This is a genomic window from Streptosporangium sp. NPDC020072, assembly GCF_040631445.1.
In the GTDB taxonomy this organism is placed as follows: domain Bacteria; phylum Actinomycetota; class Actinomycetes; order Streptosporangiales; family Streptosporangiaceae; genus Streptosporangium.
On the sequence record NZ_JBEYAB010000001.1, the window covers coordinates 101,754 to 115,697 of the forward strand.

Annotated in this window: 19 protein-coding genes; 1 reads left to right on the forward strand and 18 read right to left on the reverse strand. The window is 68.4% G+C overall.

Annotated elements, in window-relative coordinates; translation table 11 throughout:
* Positions 1-62 precede the first annotated feature (62 nt).
* The 16 genes from ABZ470_RS00470 to ABZ470_RS00545 form a co-directional block, all read right to left on the reverse strand.
* Positions 63-389 (reverse strand): hypothetical protein, encoded by a 327-nt coding sequence (locus tag ABZ470_RS00470; protein ID WP_362909006.1) that lies wholly within the window; start codon positions 387-389, stop codon positions 63-65.
* A complete protein-coding gene (locus tag ABZ470_RS00475; protein ID WP_362909008.1) occupies positions 386-1,474 on the reverse strand; it encodes a DNA cytosine methyltransferase in 1,089 nt (362 codons plus the stop codon). Before ABZ470_RS00475 ends, ABZ470_RS00470 begins: the two co-directional genes overlap by 4 nt.
* Complete coding sequence (locus ABZ470_RS00480) at positions 1,471-1,884, reverse strand: hypothetical protein (protein ID WP_362909010.1); 414 nt, start codon at positions 1,882-1,884, stop codon at positions 1,471-1,473. The genes ABZ470_RS00475 and ABZ470_RS00480 overlap by 4 nt, the downstream gene beginning before the upstream one ends.
* Before the next feature lie 334 nt (positions 1,885-2,218).
* Positions 2,219-4,531, reverse strand: coding sequence for a hypothetical protein (locus ABZ470_RS00485; protein ID WP_362909012.1), 2,313 nt, complete (start codon positions 4,529-4,531; stop codon positions 2,219-2,221).
* Positions 4,531-4,911: a hypothetical protein gene (locus tag ABZ470_RS00490; RefSeq protein WP_362909014.1), complete on the reverse strand. Its 381-nt coding sequence runs from the start codon at positions 4,909-4,911 to the stop codon at positions 4,531-4,533. Before ABZ470_RS00490 ends, ABZ470_RS00485 begins: the two co-directional genes overlap by 1 nt.
* A gap of 25 nt (positions 4,912-4,936) precedes the next feature.
* Positions 4,937-5,287: a hypothetical protein gene (locus ABZ470_RS00495; protein WP_362909016.1), complete on the reverse strand. Its 351-nt coding sequence runs from the start codon at positions 5,285-5,287 to the stop codon at positions 4,937-4,939.
* Positions 5,284-5,583 carry a hypothetical protein gene (locus ABZ470_RS00500; RefSeq protein WP_362909018.1) on the reverse strand — a complete coding sequence of 100 codons (300 nt, stop codon included), beginning with the start codon at positions 5,581-5,583 and terminating at the stop codon, positions 5,284-5,286. The genes ABZ470_RS00495 and ABZ470_RS00500 overlap by 4 nt, the downstream gene beginning before the upstream one ends.
* On the reverse strand, positions 5,583-6,620 hold the full coding sequence (locus ABZ470_RS00505) for a hypothetical protein (RefSeq protein ID WP_362909020.1): 1,038 nt from the start codon (positions 6,618-6,620) through the stop codon (positions 5,583-5,585). Before ABZ470_RS00505 ends, ABZ470_RS00500 begins: the two co-directional genes overlap by 1 nt.
* On the reverse strand, positions 6,617-6,856 hold the full coding sequence (locus tag ABZ470_RS00510; protein WP_362909022.1) for a hypothetical protein: 240 nt from the start codon (positions 6,854-6,856) through the stop codon (positions 6,617-6,619). Before ABZ470_RS00510 ends, ABZ470_RS00505 begins: the two co-directional genes overlap by 4 nt.
* Complete coding sequence (locus ABZ470_RS00515) at positions 6,853-7,590, reverse strand: M48 family metalloprotease (protein WP_362909024.1); 738 nt, start codon at positions 7,588-7,590, stop codon at positions 6,853-6,855. Before ABZ470_RS00515 ends, ABZ470_RS00510 begins: the two co-directional genes overlap by 4 nt.
* Positions 7,587-8,042 carry a hypothetical protein gene (locus ABZ470_RS00520; RefSeq protein ID WP_362909026.1) on the reverse strand — a complete coding sequence of 152 codons (456 nt, stop codon included), beginning with the start codon at positions 8,040-8,042 and terminating at the stop codon, positions 7,587-7,589. Before ABZ470_RS00520 ends, ABZ470_RS00515 begins: the two co-directional genes overlap by 4 nt.
* A gap of 186 nt (positions 8,043-8,228) precedes the next feature.
* Positions 8,229-8,798, reverse strand: coding sequence for a WhiB family transcriptional regulator (locus tag ABZ470_RS00525; protein WP_362909028.1), 570 nt, complete (start codon positions 8,796-8,798; stop codon positions 8,229-8,231).
* A 104-nt stretch (positions 8,799-8,902) separates the two neighbouring features.
* Entirely contained in the window at positions 8,903-9,073 is a 171-nt protein-coding gene (locus tag ABZ470_RS00530) for a hypothetical protein (protein WP_362909030.1), read from the reverse strand.
* Between the two features lie 18 nt (positions 9,074-9,091).
* Positions 9,092-9,685 (reverse strand): hypothetical protein, encoded by a 594-nt coding sequence (locus ABZ470_RS00535; protein WP_362909032.1) that lies wholly within the window; start codon positions 9,683-9,685, stop codon positions 9,092-9,094.
* 284 nt (positions 9,686-9,969) lie between these two features.
* Positions 9,970-10,365, reverse strand: a complete 396-nt coding sequence (locus ABZ470_RS00540; RefSeq protein ID WP_362909034.1) for an RNase adapter RapZ — start codon at positions 10,363-10,365, stop codon at positions 9,970-9,972.
* An 11-nt stretch (positions 10,366-10,376) separates the two neighbouring features.
* Complete coding sequence (locus ABZ470_RS00545; RefSeq protein ID WP_362909036.1) at positions 10,377-10,547, reverse strand: hypothetical protein; 171 nt, start codon at positions 10,545-10,547, stop codon at positions 10,377-10,379.
* A 453-nt stretch (positions 10,548-11,000) separates the two neighbouring features.
* Here ABZ470_RS00545 and ABZ470_RS00550 point away from each other — a divergent pair, with 453 nt between their 5' ends.
* A complete protein-coding gene (locus ABZ470_RS00550; RefSeq protein ID WP_362909038.1) occupies positions 11,001-12,245 on the forward strand; it encodes a hypothetical protein in 1,245 nt (414 codons plus the stop codon).
* On the opposite strand, the gene ABZ470_RS00555 is transcribed toward ABZ470_RS00550, so the two are convergent.
* Both ABZ470_RS00555 and ABZ470_RS00560 read right to left on the reverse strand, forming a co-directional pair.
* On the reverse strand, positions 12,242-13,150 hold the full coding sequence (locus ABZ470_RS00555; protein WP_362909040.1) for an aminoglycoside phosphotransferase family protein: 909 nt from the start codon (positions 13,148-13,150) through the stop codon (positions 12,242-12,244). The genes ABZ470_RS00550 and ABZ470_RS00555 overlap by 4 nt on opposite strands.
* Before the next feature lie 39 nt (positions 13,151-13,189).
* Positions 13,190-13,870: a GntR family transcriptional regulator gene (locus tag ABZ470_RS00560; protein ID WP_362909042.1), complete on the reverse strand. Its 681-nt coding sequence runs from the start codon at positions 13,868-13,870 to the stop codon at positions 13,190-13,192.
* Positions 13,871-13,944: the final 74 nt, after the last annotated feature.

Consider the following 13,944-nt stretch of genomic DNA (forward strand, 5'->3'; position numbering starts at 1 on the left):
GGCTGCGGACGGTGATACGAGCACAGATCCTCCTGCGGCTGGATGCGGGTGTCGGTCAGTGGTTACGCGCTTCGCCGGGCCTGAGCCGCGAGTCGAAGACGCTGACGATCGGTGGGGCGGGGGTGGGCGAAGTCGGCGCGGTGGCCGTCCCAGCGGCGCTGGTCCAGCTCTCCATAGGGGCGGGTGCGGGCCAGTTCGCGCACGTGCTTCGCCAGGCGGGCCCAGTGGCTGGCCATCTCGTGGTGAGCGTGGCCGTAGCCGGTCTCCCAACCGTTGCGGTGGCCGTCGCGGTAGCCCTGCTCGTAGGCGGCTCGTTCGCGGCGATGCTGGCCGTCAAGGTCGGCCACGAGCGCGGCCATGGCGCGGTAGGCCTCGGTCAGGGTGGTCATGCGGCGGCCTCGTTCCCGGTCGGTGTGGTTCGGTGGGCGGGCAGGAGGGTGTGCAGGGCGGCGATGGCCTGTTGGGGGACGACGCCGTTGCCCAGGGCGTGGAGTTGCTGGTTGCGGGTCAGGCCGGGTACGGCGGTGACCCACCCGGGCGGCAGGCCCATCAGCCATTCGACGAAGGCGGGGGCGAGGCGTCGTCGATCGTCAGCTGGCCGGGGAGCGCGGCGGCCCGTGACGGTCTCCCAGCGGGTGATGGCCGGGCCGTAGCGGCCCCATTCGACAGCTGTTTCGTCTCGGAGGTCGTTCCTGGGGCGGGCGGTAGTTCGGCCACTTCGGCGGCCAGGCACAGTCCGTGCGTGCCTGCCTGCTGCGAGGGGGTGCGCCGGGTCTGCCGGTTCTCCGCTGCCGATGCTCGTGGGGTCGGCAGTAGTGCGACCTGGGCTCGCAGGGTGTCGTTGCGGGGGCTGTCGGGTGGTCCGGTTCCGGTGCCCTCCGAGGTCGTGGGGGTCGGCAGCAGAGCCACCGTGTTCGGCAGCTGCCCGGGGTAGCCGGTGCCCTTCCAATCGCGGGCCGTGGGAGTCGGCAGGCCAGGCCAGGAGGAACCAGCGTTCGCGTTGGTGGGGGGCGCCGACGTCACACGCGCGGACACATGTCCATTCCGCATCGAACCCGAGGCGGGCAAGGTCAGCGAGGACGACGTCAAGGCCAGGTCGCCGACCAACGATGGCCCGCACGTTCTCCAGGAGGATGAGGCGGGGTCGTAGCGTATGGACGGCTCGGGCGATGGTGAGCCACAGTCCACTGCGGGTTCCTTCCGTGATGCCGGCGCCGCGTCCGGCGTATGACAGGTCCTGGCAGGGGAACCCGGCGGTCAGCACGTCCACCGGCTCGACGGTGGTCCAGTCGAGGGTGGTGAGGTCGCCGAGGTTGGGCACGTGTGGCCAGTGGTGGGTCAGGATCGCGGCCGGGGCGGGGGCGGGGTCGGCGACCCAGGCCAGGCGGGTGTCGAGCACGGCCGAGAAGGCCAGGTCCAGTCCGCCATAGCCGGTGCACACCGACCCGACGCTCAGCACGTCGGCGTGCGTCATGCGGCCTGTCCTTCCAGCACGGTCGGGACGTGTCCGGCGAGGGCGGCGGCGGTGATGGTCTGCTCCAGGCAGACCTTGTGGGTGGGGCGGCCGTCGTCGTCACGGAAGTGCGCGGTCGTGCCGCACGACCAGCACGGGTCAGGGCGAGGGCCGGGGTAGGTCATGCAGTTGTGGCAGGTGGGCAGGTGCCGGGCCGGTGAGCTGGAACCGGCGGTGATGCGCTCCTGGCAGCACAGCACGCACCCGACGCGGTGCTGCAGGACGGGACGTTTGCTCCAGTCGAGAAGGATGCGCCCCTCCCACAACCGGTAACGCCTGCCGCAGTAGATGACGGTGAGCGGGACGGTCGCGGACACGGCGGGCACAGCGGGGGCGGTCTCGTCGGGTAGGCCGATGAGGCGGATCGTCATGAGGAAACACGTCCTTCGGTGAAGAAATGGAGGGCCGGGTACGGCCCAAAAGGGTGGAGCGGAGGTGGGTGTGACAAGCCGGGATTGTCACGGCCGGGGGTCGGGGGAGGGAGTTACAGGTCAGAGGGGGTGTGACACCGTGACAGCGACCCCGTGACACGGGCGTGACAGGGGTGTGACAGCCCCCGTGACAGGTGCCGTGACACCCGTGACAAGATCATTTCGGGGCGGTCGCTCTCCCCCACGCGCAGCCGCACGCGAGGCGTAGCGGGGGCTGCCGGGTGGGTGGGGCGGCTCCGGCCGGTCAGACCGGCGCCGCCCTGGGGCCGCTTGGTCAGGCGGCGCGTTCGTAGCCGTCGTCGCTGTCGCCGTCGAGGGGGGACAAGTCGACGATGGTGAAAGTGCGGGTGGTTCCGGCCTTGTCGACGGCCAGGATGCCACGGTCGGTCAGGTCGGTCAGCACCTTGTAGATCCAGCCGCGGCCGAACCCGGTCGCGCGGCGGGTCGCGGTCAGCTCATCATCGGTGGCGGTGAAAGTGCGCCGCCCGCTCTGGTGGCGCTGGCGCAGCCAGGCGTGAACAAGGTCACGCGCCTGCAGAGGGTCCATCTGGGTGGCGGGACCGTCGGCTTGCAACGCGTCGGCCTCCGCCGGGGTCGGGGCCTGGACGGTGTCGTCGGGCGTGGCGGTGAGTGCCGGGTCGGGGTCATCGAGCTGGGCGAGGGCAGCGGTGACGACGTCGCCGACGGTCCGCAGCTGCTCGACGATCCCGGCCACGGCGGGGTCGTCGGCGCCGATCAGGACGGGCCGCTCGTCCGTGCCAGGGTGCGGGGCGCCGATGACGCCCTTGCGGTGCAACGCCTCCAGCAGCCGCAGGCAGTCATGCCGGTTGGCGCGCAGCTTGCGCCCCAGCATGGCCGGGGAAGCGTGCTGGGTCGCGATGACGAGTGCGGCGGCGTCGGCCAGCAGGTCGGCGAACACGGCAGCGAACTCCTCCTGCTCATCAGGCTCCCCCTCAGCGGACGGGACGGGCTGCAGCGCGGGCACAGAGCCCCCAGCGGGAACGGACGCGGTAGGCATGGTCGGGCGGGCCAGCGCAGCGGTGAAGACGTCCATCTTCTTTCCGGCGGCCGGGAAGGCGGCGGCGTGGGCGACCATCGCGGCCCGCGCTTCGGCGCTACTGCTGCCCCAGGTGAAGGTCCGCATCGGCATGGCGTAGTGGGTGGGGCGGACGCTTTTGCCGTCGAGGTAGGCCATGCCGGGGTGATGGTCCTCCCACTCGTGCGGCTCGACGTCGGCCTTCCTCTGGCGGGAGGAGACCCCGTACTTGACGTCGTCGGGGTCGGACAGGCCGAAGCACATCTTGGCCATCTGGGAGCGGAAGATCGTGGGGATCTGGGTGTAGTCGGCGCGTTGCAGCGACAGGATCACACTGCCCCCGGCGGAGCGGATCTCCTTGAGGATCTCCCCCAGCAGGTCCTCGTCCTGGGAGCCGAGTTCGTTGATGAGCTTGGCGATCTCCTCAACGTGCAGGTACCAGTAGGTCAGGCCGCAGCCGGGCTCCCAGGTGTTGTAGCCGTGTTCGGCCAACCACTTGGTGCGCTTGGGGATCTCGGCGTGCAGGGCGCGGATCAGCTGCACCGCCCCGGCCTTGGTGCTCTCAAACCGGGCCAGCCCCTCCCGCAAAGGGCCCATGGTCTGGTCGTCCTTGCTGATGTCGATGGAGAACACCGCAGCGTCGTGGCGGGTGATGATCTCCCCGATGATGTTCCACGCCCCGCCGATGGACTTGCCGGACCCGGTCATGCCCATGATCTGCAGGTGATGGCCGACGAACCGGTACTGCACGTCGTCGCCGTCCTGATACAGGCCGATCCTGAGGGGTTTGTCGATGGAGGCGCCGGGGTGGGACGGGCCGGGCCACGGGATCGGCTGGCGGATCGCGCGCGGGTCGGACACCGTGATGTGCGCCCGATCGGCGCGGTCGTCGTCGCGGGAGACGGTGACGCTGCCGGGCGGCAGCTGCATGCCCGACTCGATCCGGTCGATGCTCTTGATCGCCTCATCGGCGGTCTTCTCCCCGGGCGGCAGCTGCATCTGCCCCTTGACCTTGTGCGCGGTGACCTCGGTGGCCCGCACGCGGGCGCCTTTGAGTCCGGCCTGCTCGCGGGCGCGGGCGAACAGCGACCCCAGCGCATCCCCGGAACCCTCACCCTCCCCGTCGGTTGAGGTGTTGCGGATGACGGTCCGGATGTTCCACGACAGGGCCAGGGTGGCGCCCCCGAAGAACAGGGCGCCGCTGACCACGGGCGCTCCGAGGCCGGTGATGGTGGCGGCGGTGAACCAGGTCGCCGCGGCGGCGGTGGTGGCGGTGGCGTGCAACCGGCCGATCAGGCGCCGCTGGTGCGTCACCGCCCATGTCAACCCGGTCAGCACGGTCGAGCCGAGGGTGCAGCCGACCGCGGCCCACGTCACCGCCGGGGCCTGCCCCCACAGGCCATGGGAGACGGCTCCGGCGGCGGCTTCGGCACCGAGGACGGCCCACGGCGGAACGAGGACGCCGACCTTGGAGACGGCGGAGGCGGCCAGGCGGTCCATGGTGGCCTCCTGCACCACCTGCAGAGACGGAGCGGAACTCTTGCGGCCCATCACAGCTCAACCTTTCCCTTGTAGTCCTTGCCCTTGGCGGAGCGCTGCTCCAATGCCTGCAGCGCCTCCAGGAACTCCTGGCGGAACTGCAGGTTGAACTTGACCGCCTCAGCCGAGATCCCCTCGGCCAACTCCTTCGCTTCCCGCAGGTGCCGTGCGACCCGCCAGGCGCGGGCGCGGATGTCGATGCCCAGCAGCAGCGGGTGCCCCTTCAACTGCGTCATCGCCGATTCCGCGGCCGATTCGGCGTGGCTGAGTTCGCGGGCGATGTCGTGGGCGAAGAGCTGGGTGGCGACGGTGTAGGCGGTGATCTGGGCCGGAACCTTGCCGTGGAACTCGATCGCGGCGATCTCATCCAGCCGCTGCTGTCCAGTCCCCATGAACGGGCCTCCTTCCTAGGTCGGGTTAAGCGTTGGGGATGAAGTGGCGCCGGTAGCTGCGGTGGAACTCCTCACCACGCGCACCGAGCGCAGCGACCAGGGTCTGAGCGCGCTTGAGACGCCGGGCCACCCGGCGGGCGCGGACTTTGGAGTCCAGGCCGAACAGCAACGCGTGACCCTTCATGGAACCCATCGCGGCCTCGGCGTCGGCGGCGGCGATCTCCAGCTCCACGTTCCACCGCTCAGCCAGGCCGGTCAGCGCCCGCCCGTAGGCGAGGAACGCGGCCCCGAGGGAGCCGGTGAACTCGATGCCGGACAGTTCGGTGATGCCACGTCGGCTGACCGGACGGGCGGGGTTGGGATTGGGGCGGCTCATCGCCAGACCTCCTCATCGGTATCGATCACATCGGCCTCCACCACGTCACCGTTGGCGAAGCGGTCGGCTGCGGCCCGGTACTCGTCGGCGACGACGGCGACCAGGTGGCGCAGGGTCGGCAGTAGCGGCGGCCAGCCGAGCAGCGCGCTGATGCCTTCGTCGGCGGCGGTGAGCAGCAGCACCAGAAGCGCCACCGCGATCCGGGCGATGACCCGCACCCGCTGCCAGAAGCCCATCCGTGGCTGGGCGGGTGAGGGGATGTGCACCATGGGGTGCTCGTGCGGGGATGGGGTCATCAGGCGCCCCCGCCCAGGGCCGCCTGCACCCGGGTGGCGGTGGTGGCGCCGCACCCGAGCGCTTTGCGGATCTTGTGAATCCCAGGGGCCGCGGGCAGCTGCCCGGCGGCGATCAGTCGGCGTACCCGGTCGGCCAGGACCTCGATGTCGGCTCGGTCGCCGGTGTACCGGCTGTACTCCCCACCCTCGCCGGGAGACGTGTTTTCGCTGATACCGGGGGTGGTACAGGCTCCGGTACCCCCCGGTACAGGCAGGGTCGCCAGGACCGCCCACAGGGTGGGCAGGGTCCACACCGCGACCACCGCACCCACCGGGCCGAGACTGTGCACGATCAACCCGAGGGCAACCTGGTCGAGGGAGCCGTGCCCGTTGATGAGCGCCGGCCAGCAGTTGAGGACCAGCGTCAGCCCCAGCAGCAGCGCCTCGATCCGGGAGAGCCGCTTGCCCTCGGCACTTTTACGATCGACGGGCTTGCCGCGCATCGCGGCGTACGCCTGAACCCCCACAGCCGCCAGCAGCGGCAAGCTCAGGACCGGCTCGACGCCGAAGGCGGCCCACCACCCGAGCGCCCCGTCAGCGAGGCCGAGCCCTTTGGCCATCGACGCTTGCACGCCGATGGAGGAGACGGCCAGGGCGATGATGGCAGCCGACATCGCCATGACCGTGCTGATCCGCCGCATCCGCGCATCAGCCCAGGCCAACGTGGTGGGGTCCTGGCTCAGCGCGTACAGTCGCGCGGCCTCGGCCACCCGGGCACGACGCTTACGGACCTTGGCCGTATCGACCAGCAGCGGCGCCTCATCGGCCTGCAACTCGACGAGCTGGTGCGCCTCGGCGACCTGGGCGCGCAGCTGCTGCACTCGCTTGGTCTCGCCGTCCTCGACCGGGACCGCTGGGGGGACCGGGTCAGCCGGGTCGTCGGCCGGGGCTGGGTCGCGGAGGGCGGCAACTCCAGCGGCGTAACGCTCGATCTCCGCCAGCCCCTGGGCGATCTCCTCCGGAGACGGCTCCGGGGATGGGGCGGGGACGGTGTTCATCCCGTCACCCCCGGCAGGGCGTTGGGCTCGGCGGAGAAGAACAGGATGTTCGCGCGGCCCGCGGTGTCCTCCGGCAGCTGGTCCAGCGCCCAGGACAGCAGCCCCTCCCGGGTCGAGCGGGGGCCAACGGCGAGGGTGCGGGCGATGGTGAACTGCTGGGACCCGTTGTAGATCGGGATGCTCGCGGTCAGGATGATCAGGAAGTCCACGGTCTGCGGTTCGTGCTGGTGGCTCATGGGTGTACCTCCGGCGCCGGAACGGGGCGGGTGATGTCGGGGCGGGTGACGGCCAGGCCGTAGCAGGCGGCGGCTGGGGTGGTGGTGCGCTGCCAGATCAGCGCCCACCGCAACCGCCGGGCCGGACGGCCCGCGGCGAGGGTGCGGCGGCGGGCGCGGGCCGTCGGGTGCTGACCGAACACCCACCCCGCCAGGCGGTAACCAGTCGATTCGGCGGGCAGATCGGCCAGCGCCGCGGCCATGATCTGGCGCCCAGGTAGACCGGTCGCTTCCAGCAGCCGGACCCCGTGAGCGTCGGCGTCGTACTCCTCCAGCCGGGACCGGCGCGCATCCGCCAGATGGACACCGATCACCAGGAGGGCCAGCGCCAGCACGGCCAGGGAGGGAAGGCTCAAGGCCAGCCCGCCCAGCAGGGCGGCTTGGGCCACACGTGCCCGGTACCGGCGGACGATGCCATCGCCGTGGTTCAGCGCGTGGTGAGCGATCTCGTGAGCGAGCACCCCATACAACGCCTGCGGGTCGGAGGTCAGCAAGGCGGGGCCGACGTCAATGCGGGCGGTGCCGTCGCACAGGCTCACCGACGCCTCGGCGTTGCGGTCGAGGTCGGGGGCCAGGGTGATCAGCAGGCCAGGCCGGGTGGCGTGGGAACGTAGCGCGGCGGCCAGGTCGGCCAGCCCGGCCAGCTCACTCACCGTCCGCTCGGCGGTGACGGCCAAGGGAAGGGTGGTGGTCATGATGCGGGCCTCCTCTCAAGGGCGGAGATGTGATGGCCGGTCCACATCCGGCGTAGGGCGGACACGGCGGCGATATCGGGCAGGTCCTTGGGACGGCGCGCGGCCTGTTTCCAGGCCAGCAGGCAGGACAGGCGCATGAAGGGCAGGCCGTCGATCGTGTCGGCGGTGGCAATCAGCCGGTCGGTAGACCAGCCGGGCGTCCACCGGTCCACGAACTCGATGGCAGCGTGCGGATGGTGGATGACCTGACCATGTCCGGAGGGGGTCGGCCGTGGGGCGCCGAGTGTGGCGGCGATGCTCCAGGCCGAGCCGGTCGCCAACACGTCCAGGTCACCGAGGTGAGCGCGCAGACCGCGCACATACAACGCGGCCGATCCGCAGATCACATACGAGCCGTGGGGCAGACGCAGACCGGTCAGGGTGGAGAACAACCCCGCCGGGTCGGTCAGCAAAGGGGCGAACATCTCAACAACCGGCCGGGGAGCGCATCATGCGGCAGGCACCGCACTGGGCCGACGAACGAGCACCATGGGTCGGGCAGCGCAGAATCTGCTCACTGGGGCCGGTCGCGCAACGCGTGCACCCGATCAGGGCGTTGTGGCGGCGCGTGCAGGTCAAGCACTGGAACCGGGCGGCCATCACGCCACCTGCTTGCCGAACTCGGCCACCCGGTCGAGGCGGGCGGCGTGCTCGGCGACCTGCTCGGGCGTACGGCCCGCCCAGACGCCGGAGGAAGGGCCGACCTTGGCGGCGTACAGGCCGCAGAACCGGAGGGCGGGGCAGGTGGCGCACACCTCGCGGGCGATCTCCTCGCGGGCGGCCTGCTCGCCGGGCGTCTCGGCGTTGTGCTCGGGGCCGGTGTGCAAGGCGGGGTCGTAGGCGCACTCAGAGACCGGCGGCTCACCCTCGACCCCCCAGGCCGCGACGAGCTGCTCGTCCGTCATCCGGGACGGGTGCAGACTCAGCGCGAGCCGGGCGCCGTAAGCGTCGGCGTAAACGCGGGCCATGGCGCCCAGGTCGGCGCCGCTGTGGTTGGTCAGGTCGGTGGTGCACACCGTGCCGAACCGGCCACCGGTGCGCTCTACCACGGCCAGACGCGCGTTCGCGGGTAGTGACGGGTCCCGCAGACGGAGGCCGTCGGTGATGGGCTCGACCCCCACCGTGTGCCGGTTCGAGTCGGTGGTGTGCAGGCGAACGAGATTTGCCATGATGGCGAGAACTCCTGACTACTGAAGAGTGGAGAAGGAGACCGGGGCGGTGCGGGTCTTGGCGGATGTGCGCCGCCCCGGGTTGGTTCTGAGGGCCTGGCCGGTCAACTAGCCATCACGGTGGAGGAGTGGCCGTTGGCGCACTCGCCGGTGTACAGGCCCTTGAGGTCGTCGCTGTAGCCGATGGTCGGCTGACCGCACGAGCAGATGTAGGCCATCGTGAACCGGGCGTGGGGGTTGGTCCGGTACACGGCGAAGTCGACTTTCTTGCCCATGACGTGCTCCTTCGAGGGTTACGGACGGGTGGTCTGAGCGGTGATGGTGGCGGCGATCCAGCGGGCCGCAGCTGTCCGGGAGGGCAGGCCGTGCCGGGTGACGGTGGGCGGGTCGTAGCCGACGCCAGCGCTCCACACGACCCCGCCTCGCGGGCCGCGGCGGCGGGTGATGAACCCGGCGACGTCGGCGGCGGTGCGGGGGGTGGCGGGGGTGGTGGTGACCAGGTAGCCGACCGGGTCCGGCGGGGTGCTGATGCGGCGCAGGACAGCCGGGCCGGGGTGCAGCCACAGCCCAGCCGACCGGATGGCGGGCTGGCCGTAGCCGGTGACCCAGGTCGCGGTCAGCCGCAGATGCGCCTCCGACCGCATCTCCTCACCACCGGTGTCGACGCCGGGAGCGTCGGAGTCGAGGTCGGGTTCGGTGTCAGGGACGATGTGGGCGGTGAGGTTGTGGACGGTGCCGCACGACCAGCACACCGCCCGCATCCCCAGCTCACTCATCCCGCCGGGCCGCTCCACGGTGAGGGTCTGCACGTCCCAGGCGGGACGGCGGCAGCCGGGCAGATGGCCGGCGGGCCGCCAGGTGAGGTAGGCGTGCCGCAGGTTGCTCATCGGTCGGCCTTCTGCGTGGAGTTGTTGCCCTGGCACAGAGGGCAGGGATAGGGACCGGAGCCGGGGTTCCAGATCTGGCCATTGCGGCAGTCCGACGTGCACACCTCGGACTTGGCCGGGGTCGCTCGGTGGAGCATGATGAATACGCTCCTTACGGAGTCGAAGGGGGCGGCCTCGGTCTTGGCGGATGGGGGCCGTCCCCGGGTGAGTTACCGGCCTGTTGGTCGGAGCGCCCCGGCAGGGAGTCGAACCCTGCCTTCGACCGTCGGGGCTGGTGGAGCGGGTCAGCGCTGGACGACGGGCTTGTCCAGGTCGCGGTGGGACAGCGTGACTGTGAGCCCTGCCGCGCGTAGCCGGTCGGCGAGCGCGGCGGCGAAGGTCGGGGCTCGGTGACGGCCCCCAGCGCACCCGTCGGCCACGAGCACCGGTCCGGCGCTCGGACCGCAGGCGAACGCACGTACGGCGGCGGCGGTCGCCTCGATCAGGTCCGTGATGCCCGGGGTGGACAGCACCGCAGCCCGTACCGGCGCATCATGGGCGGTCAGGTAGCGCAGTTGCGGAGAGACGTGCGGGTCCCGGAAGTGTCGGCGCAGGTCGATGGTCAGGTGCGCGGCTGGCGGTTCACCGTGCAGGTAGCCGAACGACTCGATACGGACCTGCGTGCTGGTCGTGGTGGTCATGCGGATCTCCTTCAGAAACTTCCGAGGAAGGTCACGAGGCTTTCGGCGACGACGCCGAGACCGGCGGCAGCCCGCGTGGTGAGGTCGGCCGCCCGGGCCGGGTCGCGAACCACGAAGAACAGCAGCAGAGCCGTAATGACCACGGCTGCTGCGCGTCGCCAGGGACGGTGAGAGGAGTACATCGAGAGTCCTTCCAAGGCCAGAACTTGCTGAGCAAGTTCTATGAGACATAGAACATGTACAGTCGCCAAGAGTCAAGGACTAGGCCTTGGTTTCCTCTGGGATCCCGTCGCGCCGGACCTCGCTCGTTGTGACTGACTCCAGGAAACCGCAGGCCGCAGGGCTGCTGGCAGAGTGATCGCAGAGGTGCCCAGTTGCTTGAGGGGTGATTTTCGGGGGTGATTTAACCCCTGAGCTGGACAAACAAGATCTACGAATTCAGCGGAAGCGCTGGTCCAGCGGACTTGACTGGGGCCATCCTGCCCTTGGCAGCATGATCGGAGGTGGGAATGTCCCGGATGCCCAACCTTGCGTTGGCTGAGACTATGCGTCGGGCTGACTGCTCGAACAAGGGACTCGCGTCGCGTGTCCAGCTTGTCGCGCAGGAAGAGGGAATTACCCTCCGTTGCACGCATGTGGACGTCAAGCGTTGGCTCGAAGGGGTCCAGCCGCGTCCCACAACGGCGCAGTTCATAGCCGAGGCGCTCAGCCGTAAAACCGGTGTGCGCTTCTCTCTAGAGGACATCGGTATGGGCGGAGTGACCGCGCCGACGACTCTGGAACGAGGGCTCGAATACGCCGATGCCGTACCTGAGGTTGGCTCTCGGCTACTGGGGCTCACTCGCCGGGATCTGGCGGAAGATCCGCTTGCCGTCGAAGCTGCTGTGGTGCCCTCCGCATGGACGCAGCCGCTTCTGACATGGCTGTTATCGAGGGCCGAACCGTTGCCGGCGCCGAACGGCATGAAGGTCAACGTAGGCGAATCCGACGTCCAGGCCGTCCGCATGACCACCCAGCTCTTCATGAAGCTGGACTTCCAATTCGGTGGTGGACACGCTCGCGCAGCCCTCGCTCAGTACTACGTTCGGGATGTCAGTCCGCTCCTGGAAGGCAGATTCACCGAATCTGTCGGCAGAACGCTCTTCTCCGCTGCTGCCGAAGTCGCTCAGCTTCTGGGATGGACGGCCTACGACCTTGGGCGCCACGGACTTGCCCAGCGCTACATGATCCAGGCATTGCGTCTCGCTCAAGCCGCAGGAGACCGAATGCTCGGGGGACGCCTGCTCGGCAACATGAGCCACCAAGCGAATTACCTTGGGAACTTCCAGCAGGCGATACAGCTTGCCAGAGCGGCGCAGGAGGGCTCAAAGGGGGTCGCCAGCGCTACCACCATGGCGAGTTTTCTCGCCATGGAAGCAAGAGCCCATGCGGGGAACGGTGACGACGCAGCCTGCTCTCAGGTGCTTCGCGAGGCAGAGAAGCTCTTCGAAACCCGGGACATTACCAACGATCCCGAGTGGATCAGTTATTTTGACGATGCCGAACTGGCGGGTGAGAGCGCGCACTGTTTCCGTGATCTACGGAAGCCGCGTATTGCACAAGAGTTCGTCGAGCGATGCCTTGAGCTTACTGATCCGGCATACGCTCGCACTCTCGCCTTCATCCGGATGGTGCAGGCGGTGACGTACGTCCACCAGGGTGAACCGTGCCAGGCTGTTGCCCTGGCGACCCAAGCGGTAGAGCTTGCCGGATCTCTCAAGTCGATGCGTTACATTCGGTATGTCTCTGATCTTTGCACCGATCTGAGGGAGTATCGCGGGAATCGCGACGTTGAGAAGTTCTTCGGACTGGTCGGCGAGAAGTATCCGTCGATTTCCTAGAACGGAGTCCACGAACGCACTGCTCCATCGCTGCGGAGCGAGGTGAAGCGCGTTCTGAACTCGCGGGCCACCTTCTCACTTTCGTTGACGTTCTGCATGAGCCATGTGGTCATCTTCAGCTCATTGATCGAACGGAGCACGGCGAAGCCTTCCCATGCTGTGACGTCAAATCCGTAGACGTCGGCGAAGCTCTCGTAATCGGCGGCTGTGTGCCAGCCCACGAAGCGCTCGGTGGCGGTGACGGCCAAGTCCGTTTCCGGAGGCCCAAAGGCGAACCGTTCAAAGTCGATGAGAAATACCGTGCCATCGACGGCCGGAATCAGGTTCTGCTGATGAGCGTCTCCGTGGACGGCACATGGTGGCAGTCGGTAGTGAAGGTTTTGATGCCTTTCGCGTAGCTCAGCTATGCGACTCACCAGGAATTCATGATCCTGATCGGAGAGCACCTCTGCCTTGGCGACGCGCTCGGACACACGGTTGAAGATGTCGAACCTAGGCAAAGGAAGGTCAGAAGGAACTGGGAGGTGATGAAGCCGCCTGAGAATCCGTGCGAGGTCTCTCACGCTCGCTTTCTCGCCGCTGTCCTCGATCAGTCGCCAGAAGGTGACCGGCCTGCCCAGCGCAATCACGGGCTGTTCGTAGTCTGCGGGCTCAGCTGCTGGCAGGCCCGACTCGCGAAGCCAGTCCGCGACAGCAACCTCTTTCATCACATCGGGAAGGACTTCGATACCGCGAGCGATTCGAACGATAACCTTCTCTGCGGAAAGCTGGAATATTGCATTCTCGCCGAGACGGATGAGTTTCGCGTCATCGACGGGAAGGCCGTTTTTCTGGCATGCGGCGTCGAGGGCCTTGCGTGCTTCGGCGGCCGTGAAGGGCAGGGGAGCGGATTGCGACTCGTTCATGTAAGAGACCTACTCACTAGTCGATGCGCTGCTTGCCGTTCATCTGGAGGAGCGGGTGACGATTCGTCCAACTCCTCGTTTGCTCACGATGATTCCTTCTTCTTCCAGTATGGCCAAGGCGCGCCTTACGGTAACCCGTGCTACCCCGTACTGCCCGGCAAGTGTCGCTTCTCCTGGGAGGCGGGAGCTGGCCGGGAAATCCCCTGCGAGAATTGCCTTGCGAATGGAATGAGCAATCTCGTCAGTGCGAGTCAACGCGGTCTGTCCTCCGCCTACGAACCAACCCTTGCCGTGAACCGACGCAATCAGACCTTCGGAGGCCAGCAGCTGGAGCGCTTGCCGTGCTGTTCCTTTGGACACTTCGAACCGCTCAGCGAGAGCCGCCTCTTGAGGAAGCTGGTTGCCCTGCTTTAGCTCACCACTGGTGATGTCCTCGCGTAGAGCCGCGGCTATGGCCTCATACCGGGTTGAGGCGGGGCTGGGCTCACCGATCACGCTGCCGACGACCCGCCGCCCCTTGCCCATCTCGCTCACCACCAAGCCAAGGCGCTCCAGTTCGGCGACGGCCTGCCGGACGGTGCCTCGGGCAACGCCGTACGTTCGCACGAGGGCGGCGTCCGACTTCAACATGCCACCCGGTGGGGGGTCGCCGGCTTGAATCTGGCTGCGGAGGTCATCCGCGATCCGGAGATAGGTGGGCTGCTCGCTGTGCTGACTCATCGTGCTCCTCACTGAGGCACATTGCCCTCCAGACTACGACGGCAGACGCCAACATCTGCCTTCCTAGTTGATCA